Source organism: Staphylococcus gallinarum (assembly GCF_029774255.1).
GTDB lineage: Bacteria > Bacillota > Bacilli > Staphylococcales > Staphylococcaceae > Staphylococcus > Staphylococcus gallinarum.
In genome coordinates this window covers 1059293-1075017 of record NZ_CP069082.1, presented here as the reverse complement: position 1 = coordinate 1075017, position 15725 = coordinate 1059293, and the positions used below count along the sequence as shown (strand labels likewise).

Annotated in this window: 9 protein-coding genes, 9 tRNA genes and 3 rRNA genes; 3 read left to right on the top strand and 18 right to left on the bottom strand. The window is 38.4% G+C overall.

Going from position 1 to position 15725, the window contains the following annotated elements; genetic code table 11:
• Positions 1-31: 31 nt before the first annotated feature.
• The 15 genes from JN168_RS04925 to bcp all read right to left on the bottom strand — a co-directional run bounded on the left by JN168_RS04925 (position 32) and on the right by bcp (position 8416).
• Positions 32-108 (bottom strand) — tRNA-Arg (locus JN168_RS04925).
• Between the two features lie 13 nt (positions 109-121).
• Positions 122-210, bottom strand: a tRNA-Leu gene (locus JN168_RS04920).
• Between the two features lie 8 nt (positions 211-218).
• Positions 219-293, bottom strand: a tRNA-Gly gene (locus tag JN168_RS04915).
• A 3-nt stretch (positions 294-296) separates the two neighbouring features.
• Positions 297-378: transfer RNA gene (locus tag JN168_RS04910), tRNA-Leu, on the bottom strand.
• A 15-nt stretch (positions 379-393) separates the two neighbouring features.
• Positions 394-469, bottom strand: a tRNA-Lys gene (locus JN168_RS04905).
• Positions 470-477: 8 nt separating this feature from the next.
• Positions 478-553: transfer RNA gene (locus JN168_RS04900), tRNA-Thr, on the bottom strand.
• A gap of 9 nt (positions 554-562) precedes the next feature.
• Positions 563-638: transfer RNA gene (locus tag JN168_RS04895), tRNA-Val, on the bottom strand.
• A 10-nt stretch (positions 639-648) separates the two neighbouring features.
• Positions 649-763 (bottom strand): 5S ribosomal RNA (gene rrf / locus JN168_RS04890).
• Between the two features lie 78 nt (positions 764-841).
• A 23S ribosomal RNA gene (locus tag JN168_RS04885) occupies positions 842-3763 on the bottom strand.
• A gap of 192 nt (positions 3764-3955) precedes the next feature.
• Positions 3956-4031 (bottom strand) — tRNA-Ala (locus JN168_RS04880).
• Positions 4032-4047: 16 nt separating this feature from the next.
• Positions 4048-4124: transfer RNA gene (locus tag JN168_RS04875), tRNA-Ile, on the bottom strand.
• Between the two features lie 104 nt (positions 4125-4228).
• A 16S ribosomal RNA gene (locus JN168_RS04870) occupies positions 4229-5781 on the bottom strand.
• Together the 16S, 23S and 5S rRNA genes with 9 tRNA genes alongside form the textbook arrangement of a ribosomal RNA operon.
• A 677-nt stretch (positions 5782-6458) precedes the next feature.
• The gene (gene perR / locus JN168_RS04865) at positions 6459-6908 is read right to left on the bottom strand and encodes a peroxide-responsive transcriptional repressor PerR (RefSeq protein WP_042739153.1); all 450 of its coding nucleotides are present in this window, start codon (positions 6906-6908) and stop codon (positions 6459-6461) included.
• Positions 6909-7003: 95 nt separating this feature from the next.
• Positions 7004-7954: a phosphoglycerate dehydrogenase gene (locus JN168_RS04860; RefSeq protein WP_042739154.1), complete on the bottom strand. Its 951-nt coding sequence runs from the start codon at positions 7952-7954 to the stop codon at positions 7004-7006.
• Positions 7955-7960: 6 nt separating this feature from the next.
• Entirely contained in the window at positions 7961-8416 is a 456-nt protein-coding gene (gene bcp / locus JN168_RS04855; protein WP_107527636.1) for a thioredoxin-dependent thiol peroxidase, read from the bottom strand.
• A gap of 81 nt (positions 8417-8497) precedes the next feature.
• Here bcp and JN168_RS04850 point away from each other — a divergent pair, with 81 nt between their 5' ends.
• Positions 8498-9787, top strand: coding sequence for a glutamate-1-semialdehyde 2,1-aminomutase (locus tag JN168_RS04850; RefSeq protein ID WP_042739156.1), 1290 nt, complete (start codon positions 8498-8500; stop codon positions 9785-9787).
• A 76-nt stretch (positions 9788-9863) separates the two neighbouring features.
• Positions 9864-10958, top strand: coding sequence for an FUSC family protein (locus tag JN168_RS04845; protein ID WP_042739157.1), 1095 nt, complete (start codon positions 9864-9866; stop codon positions 10956-10958).
• A gap of 58 nt (positions 10959-11016) precedes the next feature.
• Here the strand turns inward: JN168_RS04845 and JN168_RS04840 are convergent, their stop codons facing one another.
• The 3 genes from JN168_RS04840 to mutY form a co-directional block, all read right to left on the bottom strand.
• Entirely contained in the window at positions 11017-12753 is a 1737-nt protein-coding gene (locus JN168_RS04840; RefSeq protein ID WP_042739158.1) for an ABC transporter ATP-binding protein, read from the bottom strand.
• 207 nt (positions 12754-12960) lie between these two features.
• Positions 12961-13503, bottom strand: coding sequence for a nucleoside tri-diphosphate phosphatase (gene ntdP / locus JN168_RS04835; protein WP_042739159.1), 543 nt, complete (start codon positions 13501-13503; stop codon positions 12961-12963).
• Positions 13504-13577: 74 nt separating this feature from the next.
• A complete protein-coding gene (gene mutY / locus JN168_RS04830) occupies positions 13578-14624 on the bottom strand; it encodes an A/G-specific adenine glycosylase (RefSeq protein WP_042739160.1) in 1047 nt (348 codons plus the stop codon).
• Between the two features lie 120 nt (positions 14625-14744).
• Here mutY and JN168_RS04825 point away from each other — a divergent pair, with 120 nt between their 5' ends.
• The gene (locus JN168_RS04825; RefSeq protein WP_279526209.1) at positions 14745-15722 is read left to right on the top strand and encodes a metal-dependent hydrolase; all 978 of its coding nucleotides are present in this window, start codon (positions 14745-14747) and stop codon (positions 15720-15722) included.
• Positions 15723-15725: the final 3 nt, after the last annotated feature.

Here is a 15725-nt window from a genome sequence, read left to right as displayed (position 1 = left end):
TTTATAATTGGGTGAAGTAATTATCTTTAAATGGCGCGCCTGATAGGAGTCGAACCCATAACCTCTTGATCCGTAGTCAAGCACTCTATCCAGTTGAGCTACAGGCGCTATTTAAAAAATATGGTGCCGAGGACCGGAATCGAACCGGTACGGTGATCTCTCACCGCAGGATTTTAAGTCCTGTGCGTCTGCCAGTTCCGCCACCCCGGCACATATAATGGAGCAGAAGACGGGATTCGAACCCGCGACCCCGACCTTGGCAAGGTCGTATTCTACCGCTGAACTACTTCTGCATATGCGGGTGAAGGGAGTCGAACCCCCACGCCGTAAGGCGCTAGATCCTAAGTCTAGTGCGTCTGCCAATTCCGCCACACCCGCGATATATGATTAAAATGGTGAGCCATAGAGGATTCGAACCTCTGACCCTCTGATTAAAAGTCAGATGCTCTACCAACTGAGCTAATGGCTCTTAAATAATGGTGCCGGCCAGAGGACTTGAACCCCCAACCTACTGATTACAAGTCAGTTGCTCTACCAATTGAGCTAGGCCGGCTTATTAAGATGGTGGAGGATGACGGGTTCGAACCGCCGACCCTCTGCTTGTAAGGCAGATGCTCTCCCAGCTGAGCTAATCCTCCGAATATAACTGCCTGGCAACGTCCTACTCTTGCGGAACGTAAGTCCGACTACCATCGGCGCTAAGGAGCTTAACTTCTGTGTTCGGCATGGGAACAGGTGTGACCTCCTTGCCATTGTCACCAGACAATGAAATGTATTAAATTATACATTCAAAACTAGATAGTAAGTAAAATATAATTACCAATCAAAACGGTTTATAAAATTGATTAAGTCTTCGATCGATTAGTATTCGTCAGCTCCACGTATCGCTACGCTTCCACCTCGAACCTATTAACCTCATCATCTTTGAGGGATCTTATAACCGAAGTTGGGAAATCTCATCTTGAGGGGGGCTTCATGCTTAGATGCTTTCAGCACTTATCCCGTCCATACATAGCTACCCAGCGATGCCGTTGGCACGACAACTGGTACACCAGAGGTATGTCCATCCCGGTCCTCTCGTACTAAGGACAGCTCCTCTCAAATTTCCTACGCCCACGACGGATAGGGACCGAACTGTCTCACGACGTTCTGAACCCAGCTCGCGTACCGCTTTAATGGGCGAACAGCCCAACCCTTGGGACCGACTACAGCCCCAGGATGCGATGAGCCGACATCGAGGTGCCAAACCTCCCCGTCGATGTGAACTCTTGGGGGAGATAAGCCTGTTATCCCCGGGGTAGCTTTTATCCGTTGAGCGATGGCCCTTCCATGCGGAACCACCGGATCACTAAGTCCGTCTTTCGACCCTGCTCGACTTGTAGGTCTCGCAGTCAAGCTTCCTTATGCCTTTACACTCTATGAATGATTTCCAACCATTCTGAGGAAACCTTTGAGCGCCTCCGTTACTCTTTAGGAGGCGACCGCCCCAGTCAAACTGCCCATCTGACACTGTCTCCCACCATGATAAATGGTGCGGGTTAGAAATCCAACACAGCGAGGGTAGTATCCCACCAACGCCTCCACGTAAGCTAGCGCTCACGTATCAACGGCTCCTACCTATCCTGTACAAGCTGTGACGAATTTCAATATCAGACTACAGTAAAGCTCCACGGGGTCTTTCCGTCCTGTCGCGGGTAACCTGCATCTTCACAGGTACTATGATTTCACCGAGTCTCTCGTTGAGACAGTGCCCAAATCGTTACGCCTTTCGTGCGGGTCGGAACTTACCCGACAAGGAATTTCGCTACCTTAGGACCGTTATAGTTACGGCCGCCGTTTACTGGGGCTTCGATTCGTAGCTTCGCAGAAGCTAACCACTCCTCTTAACCTTCCAGCACCGGGCAGGCGTCAGCCCCTATACATCACCTTACGGTTTAGCAGAGACCTGTGTTTTTGATAAACAGTCGCTTGGGCCTATTCACTGCGGCTCTCCTGGGCGTTAACCCTAAAGAGCACCCCTTCTCCCGAAGTTACGGGGTCATTTTGCCGAGTTCCTTAACGAGAGTTCGCTCGCTCACCTTAGAATTCTCATCTTGACTACCTGTGTCGGTTTGCGGTACGGGCACCACACTTCTAGCTAGAGGCTTTTCTTGGCAGTGTGAAATCAACGACTCGAGGAAACAATTTCCTCTCCCCATCACAACTTGACCTTAAGAGTACCGGATTTGCCTAATACTCAGTCTCATTGCTTGGACGTGCACTCCAACAGCACGCTTCGCCTATCCTACTGCGTCCCCCCATCGCTTAAAACGAATTATGGTGGTACAGGAATATCAACCTGTTATCCATCGCCTACGCCTGTCGGCCTCAGCTTAGGACCCGACTAACCCAGAGCGGACGAGCCTTCCTCTGGAAACCTTAGTCAATCGGTGGACGGGATTCTCACCCGTCTTTCGCTACTCACACCGGCATTCTCACTTCTAAGCGCTCCACATGTCCTTGCGATCATGCTTCAACGCCCTTAGAACGCTCTCCTACCATTGTCCTACGGACAATCCACAGCTTCGGTAATATGTTTAGCCCCGGTACATTTTCGGCGCAGTGTCACTCGACTAGTGAGCTATTACGCACTCTTTAAATGATGGCTGCTTCTAAGCCAACATCCTAGTTGTCTGGGCAACGCCACATCCTTTTCCACTTAACATATATTTTGGGACCTTAGCTGGTGGTCTGGGCTGTTTCCCTTTCGAACACGGACCTTATCACCCGCGTTCTGACTCCCAAGTTAAATTGATTGGCATTCGGAGTTTGTCTGAATTCGGTAACCCGAGAAGGGCCCCTCGTCCAAACAGTGCTCTACCTCCAATAATCATCACTTGAGGCTAGCCCTAAAGCTATTTCGGAGAGAACCAGCTATCTCCAGGTTCGATTGGAATTTCTCCGCTACCCACAACTCATCCGCTCACTTTTCAACGTAAGTCGGTTCGGCCCTCCATTCAGTGTTACCTGAACTTCAGCCTGGTCATGGGTAGATCACCTGGTTTCGGGTCTACGACCAAATACTCAACGCCCTATTCAGACTCGCTTTCGCTACGGCTCCACATTCACTGCTTAACCTTGCATCAAATCGTAACTCGCCGGTTCATTCTACAAAAGGCACGCCATCACCCATTAACGGGCTCTGACTACTTGTAAGCACACGGTTTCAAGTTCTATTTCACTCCCCTTCCGGGGTACTTTTCACCTTTCCCTCACGGTACTGGTTCACTATCGGTCACTAGAGAGTATTTAGCCTTAGGAGATGGTCCTCCCAGATTCCGACGGAATTTCACGTGCTCCGTCGTACTCAGGATCCACTCAAGAGAGAATAAACTTTCGACTACAGGATTATTACCTTCTATGATTCATCTTTCCAAATGATTCGTCTAATTTATTCCTTTGTAACTCCGTATAGAGTGTCCTACAACCCCAACAAGCAAGCTCGTTGGTTTGGGCTGTTCCCGTTTCGCTCGCCGCTACTCAGGGAATCGATTTTTCTTTCTCTTCCTGCGGGTACTAAGATGTTTCAGTTCTCCGCGTCTGCCTTCAGATATGCTATGTATTCACATATCGATAACACGACATAACTCGTGCTGGGTTTCCCCATTCGGAAATCTCTGGATCAAAGCTTACTTACAGCTCCCCAAAGCATATCGTCGTTAGTAACGTCCTTCATCGGCTTCTAGTGCCAAGGCATCCACCGTGCGCCCTTAATAACTTAATCTTTTTGTTTTCCAATACAACGTCGTTGTTTGAAAACCCAAAATGTTATTAATCTGTGAGTGTTCTTTCGAACACTAGCGATTATTTCTTTTTGAATTCAAGCTTTTTTAAAACTCTAATTCACTCGGTTTTGCTTGGTAAAATCTATATATTTTACTTACTTATCTAGTTTTCAATGTACAAAATTTAAACATGGTGGAGACTAGCGGGATCGAACCGCTGACCTCCTGCGTGCAAAGCAGGCGCTCTCCCATCTGAGCTAAGCCCCCAATATTAAATTTGAAATGGTGGGCCTAAGTGGACTCGAACCACCGACCTCACGCTTATCAGGCGTGCGCTCTAACCAGCTGAGCTATAGGCCCATTTCGAAAATGAATACTTTAATGAGCATTCAAAACTGAATACAATATGTCAATGTTATTCCTCTTATCATCTTCTAAAGAAGATGTTCCGAATATATCCTTAGAAAGGAGGTGATCCAGCCGCACCTTCCGATACGGCTACCTTGTTACGACTTCACCCCAATCATTTGTCCCACCTTCGACGGCTAGCTCCATAAATGGTTACTCCACCGGCTTCGGGTGTTACAAACTCTCGTGGTGTGACGGGCGGTGTGTACAAGACCCGGGAACGTATTCACCGTAGCATGCTGATCTACGATTACTAGCGATTCCAGCTTCATGTAGTCGAGTTGCAGACTACAATCCGAACTGAGAACAACTTTATGGGATTTGCATGACCTCGCGGTTTAGCTGCCCTTTGTATTGTCCATTGTAGCACGTGTGTAGCCCAAATCATAAGGGGCATGATGATTTGACGTCATCCCCACCTTCCTCCGGTTTGTCACCGGCAGTCAACCTAGAGTGCCCAACTTAATGATGGCAACTAAGCTTAAGGGTTGCGCTCGTTGCGGGACTTAACCCAACATCTCACGACACGAGCTGACGACAACCATGCACCACCTGTCACTTTGTCCCCCGAAGGGGAAAGCTCTATCTCTAGAGTGGTCAAAGGATGTCAAGATTTGGTAAGGTTCTTCGCGTTGCTTCGAATTAAACCACATGCTCCACCGCTTGTGCGGGTCCCCGTCAATTCCTTTGAGTTTCAACCTTGCGGTCGTACTCCCCAGGCGGAGTGCTTAATGCGTTAGCTGCAGCACTAAGGGGCGGAAACCCCCTAACACTTAGCACTCATCGTTTACGGCGTGGACTACCAGGGTATCTAATCCTGTTTGATCCCCACGCTTTCGCACATCAGCGTCAGTTACAGACCAGAAAGTCGCCTTCGCCACTGGTGTTCCTCCATATCTCTGCGCATTTCACCGCTACACATGGAATTCCACTTTCCTCTTCTGCACTCAAGTTTCCCAGTTTCCAATGACCCTCCACGGTTGAGCCGTGGGCTTTCACATCAGACTTAAGAAACCGCCTACGCGCGCTTTACGCCCAATAATTCCGGATAACGCTTGCCACCTACGTATTACCGCGGCTGCTGGCACGTAGTTAGCCGTGGCTTTCTGATTAGGTACCGTCAAGATGTGCACAGTTACTTACACATATGTTCTTCCCTAATAACAGAGTTTTACGAGCCGAAACCCTTCATCACTCACGCGGCGTTGCTCCGTCAGGCTTTCGCCCATTGCGGAAGATTCCCTACTGCTGCCTCCCGTAGGAGTCTGGACCGTGTCTCAGTTCCAGTGTGGCCGATCACCCTCTCAGGTCGGCTACGTATCGTCGCCTTGGTAAGCCATTACCTTACCAACTAGCTAATACGGCGCGGGTCCATCTATAAGTGATAGCAAAACCATCTTTCACTATAGAACCATGCGGTTCTATATGTTATCCGGCATTAGCCCCGGTTTCCCGGAGTTATTCCAGTCTTATAGGTAGGTTACCCACGTGTTACTCACCCGTCCGCCGCTAACGTCAAAGGAGCAAGCTCCTTATCTGTTCGCTCGACTTGCATGTATTAGGCACGCCGCCAGCGTTCATCCTGAGCCAGGATCAAACTCTCCATAAAAAATTATGATGTTTGATTAGCTCATAAAATACTAATTTGTGTTATCATTAACACGTTTTTTGAACCAACGATTATCGTTGTGTTCGGAATTAACGTTGACATATTGCGATTCAGTTTTCAATGTTCATTAATGTGTTACAAGAATTTATTTTAACATTAAGTTTTTATTAAGTCAAGAATAAATTTCTTTTTTTATTTTATTAAGTTTGTTGCGTTTGTTAACTCAACATTTAATATTGTATAACCTTTCAATCACATTAACAAGTGTCAAATTTACACTTTTTAAATATTTGTTTGAGAAGTTAAATTCGTTCGCCGCCTTGTTTTGACGACTTTTATATAATATCAAGAGAATTCGTAATCGTCAATCATATTTATCAATATTTTTAGGTTTAATTTCACCTTTGTAATTACTAATTATCGATAATATGTACATAGATTTAAAATAGTGTAAATATTTGTGGCTATATTGCTTATATTTTACCTCATTTTCATGATTTTAAGCATCATTATTTTAAAAAGGTTTTAATTTTCGTATTATAAATATTCAAAATCACTACCCTGTTTAATTCAGCAGCAACTTTAATTGCTATAAATTTTGAAATTAAAAAAAAACACGAATCAATCAAATTGAGACGTGTTTCTTCTATAATTAGTTATTTATAACGATGTTACTCTTACTTTTTATCTTGGCAATCTTTGCATAGTCCATAAATTTCCATTCGGTGATGCGTAACATTAAAGTCTGTTACATGTTGTGCTAATTGTTCCACTTCATCTAACTGTGGATAATGGAAGTCTACAATCTTACCACAACTCTCACAGATCACATGGTAGTGATTATGTGTATTAAAGTCAAATCGGCTAGAGGAATCACCATAAGGCAATTCTTTAACGAGTCCAATATCCTTAAAGACACGTAAGTTATTATATATTGTCGCAACACTAATATTTGGAAAATCAGGTGAAAGTGCTTGATAAATTTCGTCAGCAGTAGGATGTGTCTCTGATGCAATAAGATACTTTAATATTGCTTGTCTTTGAGGTGTGATTCTAATCCCTGCATTTCTTAAAGATGCTATTGAATCTTCTAACTCATGTTCAATTGTGTCCATCTCTGCACTCATATCGTTCACCATCTTTCTATTTAATAATTATTATTACTTAATATAAATATAACTTCTAATTAAGGAATATGTCAATATACAAACATTATAATCCATTAATAACCTTGTTTCGCATCAACTTCATTCTCAATTAGATGGTTGTTATTGAGAAAATGAGTTAGATTCTTTGTAAATAAATCTGTAGCTTCTTGGAAGTTTTCCTTTCCATTGCCTGTTATATGAGCAGTTATAGTTACATTTGATAAATTAAACAGCTCATTTTGTTGCGTTAAAGGCTCTTTCTCAAAAACATCCAGATAAGCATGTCTTATTACGCTATCCTTTAACACTTTAATCAATATATCTTCTTTAACAATGGATCCTCTACCAACATTTATAAATAATGCTGTATTTTTCATTTGTGAGAAATGCTCACTTGTTAATAGATGAATCGTGTTCGCTGTTTCTGGCAATGTGTTAACTACTATATCCGCTTCCGGTAATACACTCAATAACTCCTTTAATGCATAGGTCTTATTAATGCCATTTACTTTATGCCCTGTAGTATTAATACCTAGGATATTCATATCTAAAGCTTGTAACACATGCGCTGTTCTTTGAGCAATTGTTCCTGTACCTAAAAAAAGTACGGTTTGTTTACCCACTCTATCAGCTGTTAGTTTGGAATCATATACTTTATTTTGTTGGTTTATATATGAAGTTCTCATTTTTTTATAATCATCTAAGATGAAGGCAGTAATAAACTCTGCCATTTGTTTTGCATGAATTCCTTTACCATTTGTCAGTAAAATATTTTGATTAGCTATATAATTTAACGGCAGTTTATTAACACCCGTTGCATACCATGCTATCCATTTTAAGTTTGGACATTCAGTTAAAAAGCTTTCATCTAAGTTGCTATCATAGCCAATTAAAATATCGAGCGTTGATCTATCAGATTTAGCAATTTCATTTACACCTTTAGTAAAAAGAAATTCGACATCTGGAAACCGATTTGTCAGCTCTTGTTCCAAATCTCCTAATCTTTTCAAACTTACGACTTTCACCTAACATCACCCCAAAATATTCTTAAGTGTTTCCATCTGTGTTTTTACTTTTACTTTTTCAATAACATCTATGACTTTTCCTTCTTCATCTAATATAAATGTTGTTCGAACAATTCCCATAGATTCTTTACCGAATGATTTCTTCAATTGATAAACACCTGTAGCTTTGGATAATTGGAAATCTTCATCAACTAGCAAATCAAAATTTAACCCTAATTTTTCAATAAAGTTTTGGTGTTTTTTCTTACTATCACCACTAATACCAAATACATTAACACCTAGTTCATTAAAGCTAGCCAAGTTATCTCTAAAGTCACAAGCCTCCGTAGTACAAGTAGGTGTATTATCTCTCGGATAGAAGTAAAGTACTGTCTTATTACCTTTAATTGTTTCATTAGAAATAACTTCACCATTTTGATTTTCTAAGTTAAATTGTGGAAATATATCGCCTTTTTTCAACATCAAACTCACCCTATTCTGTTTATTATTAATTTTATGATACGATAATAGGCGAAAATATTAAATTAAAAGAGGTTGATATTAATGAATTTTACTGAAAGTGAAAGACTTCAACAAGCATCTAATGAATATATATTAGGAGGGGTGAACTCACCTTCTCGCTCATATAAAGCCGTTGGAGGTGGCGCTCCTGTAATGATGCGTTCTGGACAAGGTCCTTTCTTATTTGATGTTGATGGAAATAAATATATTGACTATCTACAGGCATACGGACCTATCATTACTGGTCATGCACATCCACATATTACTAAAGCAATTCAAGAACAGGCTGCTTCTGGTGTGTTATATGGTACCCCTACAGAACTAGAAATTGATTTTGCTAAAAAATTACGCGATGCAATTCCTTCTTTAGAAAAAATAAGATTTGTTAATTCTGGAACAGAAGCTGTGATGACCACAATCAGAGTAGCTCGAGCATATACTAAGCGTAATAAAATTGTGAAATTTGCTGGTCAATATCATGGACATTCAGATCTAGTATTAGTAGCTGCTGGTAGTGGGCCATCCCAATTAGGTTCCCCTGACTCTGCAGGTGTTCCTGAAAGTGTTGCAAAGGAAGTAATTACAGTTCCTTACAATGATATTGAATCATATAAAGAAGCATTGGAATATTGGGGAGATGATATAGCTTGTGTATTAGTTGAACCAATAGTAGGAAACTTTGGTATGGTGGAACCAAAACCAGGTTTTCTAGAACAAGTTAATGAACTTACACATAATAATGGTAGTTTAGTAATTTATGATGAAGTTATCACAGCATTTAGATTCCATTACGGCGGTGCCCAAGATTTATATAAAGTTTATCCTGATTTAACTGCTTTTGGAAAAATCATCGGAGGCGGACTTCCTATCGGCGGATATGGTGGTAAACAAGACATTATGGAGCAAGTTGCACCTTTAGGCCCTGCTTATCAAGCTGGTACAATGGCAGGTAACCCTCTTTCAATGAAAGCTGGCATAGCTTTATTAGAAGTTCTTGAACAAGATGGTGTTTATGAACACCTTGATAATTTAGGTAAAAGATTAGAAGATGGATTAAATGAATTAATTAGTAAACATAACATTACTGCAACAGTAAATAGAGTCTATGGCGCATTGACACTCTATTTTACAGATGAAAAAGTAACACACTATGATCAAGCAGAGAATTCAGATGGAGAAGCCTTTGCAAAATTCTTTAAATTAATGTTGAATCAAGGGATTAATTTAGCACCTTCCAAATTTGAGGCATGGTTCTTAACTACAGAACATACTGAAAAAGAAATTGACCAAACTTTAGCTGCTGCTGACTATGCATTTAGCCAAATGAAATAAACTTGAATTTTATCGACAATCGTTGTATAACAAGTATAAATAAAAAATAATATTTTATGATGAAGGAGCGGTACATTTGAAATTAGGAGCTCGTATTCTCAAAACAGGTATAGCTATTATACTTGCTTTGTTTATCGCTTCTCTACTACCTAATGAAGCTGGATTAAAAGCAATTGCTGGAGTCAGTGCAGTAGTCGCAATGCAACCAAGTGTCTATCGATCGCTAAAGATTGTATCAGAACAAGCACTTGGTAATGTAGTAGGAGCTTTATTAGCTGTAGCTATGGTTACAGTGTTTGGTAATAACGTAGTCATATTAGGAGTCACTGTCATCTTATTAATAGCTATATTATTCCGATTTAACCTCGCACATGTGGCGACTTTAGCGAGTGTGACAGCATTGATAATTATGGGACAGCACACTGGAAACTTTTATATATCTGCATTTTATCGTTTCGTACTTGTTATGATTGGCGTCTTAAGTTCATCTGTTGTTAATCTGTTATTTTTACCACCAAAGTTTGAATCGAAAATATACTATAATTCTCAAAACATATGCTCTGACATATTCGTGTGGTTTAAATTAGTCTTGAATGATACTTCTGAATATCAGAACATTAAAGAAGATAGAGGATTGATTAGTAAGCGTATCAATAGATTAGAACAGGTATTTGGTTATTACGAAGAGGAAAATCCATGGACCAAGAAGCAAGTCTTTTCGCAAAATAGGAAGAAGATACTATTTAAAGAAGTCGTTCGTAGTACTAGACAAGCGTATGAAGTATTAAAGAGAATGAATCGCTATCAAAATGACTTGCACAATCTCAACCACGAATTATTACTACAAATAAAGTTAGAAATTGATACGCTTATTGCATATCATGAGCAAATATTTGTCAGTCTATCCAAAAGAGCAAGATATGATGTAGGTCAATTAGATAGTCAAATTGAAAATCCACAAAAGAAAGATTTAATGGATGCCTTTCAGAAGGAAATTATTAAATCGCCTTATCAAACAGAATATTCATATGCAAATATAATGCAAATCATTGCAGCAATCGAAGAATACCGATATATACTCGAACATCTCGACCGATTGCGTATCAGTTTCTTTTCTTATCATCGTAATGACAATGAAATTGATATTGAGGCAGAAGATTTTGACTTATAACAAAAGAACCCCAAACACTAACTTAACTATTAGTGTTTGGGGTTTCTTCTATATATTGTTAAAGATTTTGTATACTGTATAAATGTTCATACGCACCTTTTTTACTCAATAAGGTTTCGTGATTACCAACTTCAACAATTTCTCCATTTTCAATAACCACAATTTTATCAGCATGTGTAATGGTAGATAATCTATGAGCCACAATTAACGTTGTACGATCTTTACTTAATACGTTTAACGCATCTTGAATAATGGCTTCACTTTCTAAATCTAATGCACTTGTCGCTTCATCTAGAATAATAATTGGTGGATTATTCAAGAATATACGTGCAATTGAAACTCTTTGCTTCTGACCACCTGATAATTTTACGCCTCTTTCACCAACTTCAGTGTCATATCCTTCAGATAAATCCATGATAAAGTCGTGAGCATTCGCCATTTTAGCTGCTGCTATCACTTCTTCATCAGTTGCATCTGGTCGCCCAAGTAAAATATTTTCTTTGATTGTATCAGAAAATAATATATTATCTTGTTGCACTAAACCAATTTGGTTTCTTAAACTACCCGTAAGATAAGACTTAATATTTGTACCATCAATGCGGATTTCACCATCAGAAACATCATAGAATCTCGGTATCAAATTAATTAAGGTTGATTTACCTCCACCACTCATACCAACAAATGCTACTGTTTCACCTTGTTTAATATCAAGGTTTATATTGTTTAATATAGTAGATTCATCACTGTTATATTTGAAACTAACATGATCTAGTTCGATATGACCTTTTTTAATTTCAATTGGTAATGCGCCTTTTTTATTTTTTATATCGTATCCTTCATCCATTAATTGAAATACACGATCCATAGACGCGAAACTTTGAGTTAATGTTGTAAATGAAGAAACTAATCGACGGAGCGGTCCAAATAGTTGTTCTAAGTAACTCACAAATGCAGCCAAAGTACCAACTGTAATATTTCCTGTAATCGCAAAATACGCACCCACGCCGATTACGATAATTGGACCAATATCTGTCACAGTATTAATTGCTGAAAATGAGTAGGCATTCCATCTAGTATGTTTAAACGCACGATCTAAAAAGTGTCTATTATGTCTATCGAAATTTTTCTCTTCATTATCTTCAATAGCAAAACTCTTAATGACAGACATTCCTTGAACTCGTTCATGTAAAAATCCTTGAACCTCTGCTAGTGCTTGAGATCTCTTACGTGTTAACTTTCTCAAACGGCCAAAGAAAAAATAAACAGTTAAAATATAGAACGGGAAGATTACGATTGCTGCCAATGTCAATTTCACATCTAAAAACATCATAATACTGAGTGCAATCACAATTGTTATACAGTCTAGCCAGATATTCATTAAGCCAGTAAGTATAAAATCTTTTGTCTGTTCTACATCATTAATCACCCTTGAAATAACTTGCCCTGCTTGGTTATTAGCATAAAAACGAGCGCTCAATGCTTGTAAATGGTTATATAATTTCTTTCTAATATCGTACAAAATTTTGTTACTTGTCCATTGTGCCAAATATTGCCTTAAAAATTCTATTGGTGGTCTGACAATCACAAAAATAAATGCTGCTATACCCAGAGCAATAGATAATCTTGTGAATTTTTCTGGTGTCGATATGTCACCGTTATTTATTACATCATCAATAACAAATTTAATTAATAACGGAATTAACATAGGGATACCAAATTTAATAATACCAATAATAATTGTAGCAATGATTCGCCATTTATATGGTTGCACAAACTTTAAATATCTGCGAATCATAATACATTTCCCCCCAAAAATATTATTACAAATGAAACAGCCCAAGTTGAAATTCAACTAAGGCTGTTGTAAACGCATTATCTTAGTTAGTTAATCATTACGCTAGCGATTACAGTTATATTTTTCACAAAATATAGCATAACTACATTTTGTAAGACATACCTATATTACTATAAATGATTATCTAACTTATCTCATTAAATATGCTTAATAATTTCTTACTTTCTTATATCTTTCACGCCACACTTTGATAAAGTCGGGAGCAAAAGGCCCTTTCTTTTGTTCTATCCATTGTTGTAAAATATCGACATTACGTCTTAATATTTCATCAATATCAGATGAATAATTCATTTGTTTCATATGTTGTTCATATTCATCTTCATCTAGCAAATGATATTTGCCATTTGGATAAACCTTTATGTCTAAATCATAATCGATATATTTTAACGCTTCTTCATCACACACAAAGGGTGACGAAAGATTGCAATAGTAATATACACCATCTTCTCTAAACATACATATCACATTAAACCAATATTCAGAATGAAAATAAACAATCGCTGGTTCTCTCGTTATCCATGTTCTACTATCGCTTTCAGTGACCAAAGTATGATCATTTCCACCGATAACAACATGATCCGTACCTTTTAATATAGTAGTTTCAGACCACACACGATGAATATTACCATCATGTTTATAACTTTGAATCTTTATCGTCTGTCCTTCTTTAGGTATGGATTCTTTAACCATGCTCCACACCACCTTTTCTTAGATTTCACAAGTTAAATTATAACATATCTTTGTTTCTTGCAACGAGTTTAGACCTACTCTGACTGACAAATATGATTATAAATTTTAGTCATACTTACTGGAAAGTTATATGATGCTTTATCTGTAAGTTTCATCCAGGTCATATTTTCAGGTAATACAAGTGAATTTTTCGTTATCGTTGATTCTGCAACAAACACTGATATATCCCATGTAATGTGAGTGAATTGATGTTTTAATGTATATACAGGTTTTTCATTAAATGAAATTTCCTGTCCTAACGTTTGCTGTATACTTTCATTACTTTCAGCCTCATACATTGGAAATTCCCACATTTGATTAAGTAATTTTTGTGTTCGTTGTTCAATTAAATATTCATTATTTTCATTTTTTACGATATAAACATGTTGCTTTATATGTCTTTTCTTTACTTTTGTTGTTTTGACAGGTAATTCCAATACAGTCCCTTTCTCAAATGCTTCACACTGTGTTTGAACCGGACAAAATAGACAGAGAGGCGCTTTAGGTGTACAAATGAGTGCCCCTAATTCCATCATCGCTTGATTAAATGTACCAGATTCATTTTGTACATATGGTAATAATTCTTGTTCAAATGCTTTTCTTGTTGACTGTAATTTGGTATCCCTGTAGTCATTATTTAACCTAGACCAAACTCTAAAGACATTTCCATCAACCGTCGCCAATGGTTGGTTAAATGCAATGCTCATAACCGCAGCTTGTGTATATGGTCCTACACCTTTTAAATCGGCAAATTGTTGTGGGTCATCAGGCACTTTCCCCTGAAATTTATCAGCGACTTCTTTAATTGCTGTATGAAAATTTCTAGCCCTACTATAGTAGCCCAATCCTTCCCAGTATTTTAATACATCATCTTCATGTGCGTTACTTAAATCTTCAATTGTGGGAAACCTTTTCGTAAATCTAAGATAATAATCTATAACTGTTTTTACTTGTGTTTGTTGTAACATCACTTCGCTCAACCATATATAATATGGATTGGATGTTTCTCTCCAAGGCATTTCACGTTGATTTTCATCAAACCATGTAACTAAATTCGTTTTAAATTCATTTTCTTTAAACATCACACACATCTCTTTCTATTTTTCACGTAATTTTTTTCTTGTAATTAGTTGGGATATTTTTATTATTTTAAAAATTCGATTATAATAAATGTAACATTGATACGAAATGAGTGAAACATTATGGACACAGCTACACATATTGTCATGGGCATAGGCTTAACCGCTTTAGCAACTCAAGATCCTGCAATGGCTGGGTCTTTTGCAGCAACTGCAACAACTTTAGTAGTCGGCTCCCTCATCCCTGACGGTGATACAGTGCTAAAGCTAAAAGATAATGCAACTTATATATCAAATCATAGAGGTATCACACATTCAATCCCTTTTACAATATTATGGCCTCTATTAATAGCATTATTTATCTTCACATTCTTTAAAAATGTTGATATCACTCACATATGGTTATGGGCGCAACTCGCAGTTTTTTTACATGTATTTGTAGATATATTCAACTCATATGGTACACAGGCATTGAGACCTATTACGAATAAATGGATTCAACTTAGCGTCATTAATACATTCGATCCAATTATTTTTGTAATATGGTGTATTGGCATTGCACTTTGGGTAATTGGATTACATCCTTTTGCTGTGTTTTTCCCTTTAATTGGCGTACTTGTTATATATTATATAATTCGGTTTCGAATGCAAGCAATTATTAAAAAACGTGCACTGCAACAAATACAACAAGAGCATCAACCGGTCAAAGTATTCGTTGCACCTACCATGAAATTTTTTGAGTGGCGCGTGGCTATTCAAACAGAGTCATATGATTACGTTGGTCGAAGTTTTAGTAGAAACATTGTATTTAGTGATAAATCAAAACGTCATCCTTTTCCAAGTGACGATTTAATGGACTATGTAAAAAACGATAAAAACATTAAAACTTTTTTAAACTTTTCTTCTATTTATCGTTGGCAAGCGACTACAAATGATGATGGTACTACTGAAATTCGTTTGATTGATTTACGTTATTTAAAAAACGGACATTATTCTTTTGTTGCCATTGCACATCTAGATTCGGAAAATAATATCGATCATTCCTATATTGGTTGGGTATTTAGTGAAGATAAACTGCAAAAAAAACTTTTTGCAAAATAACAA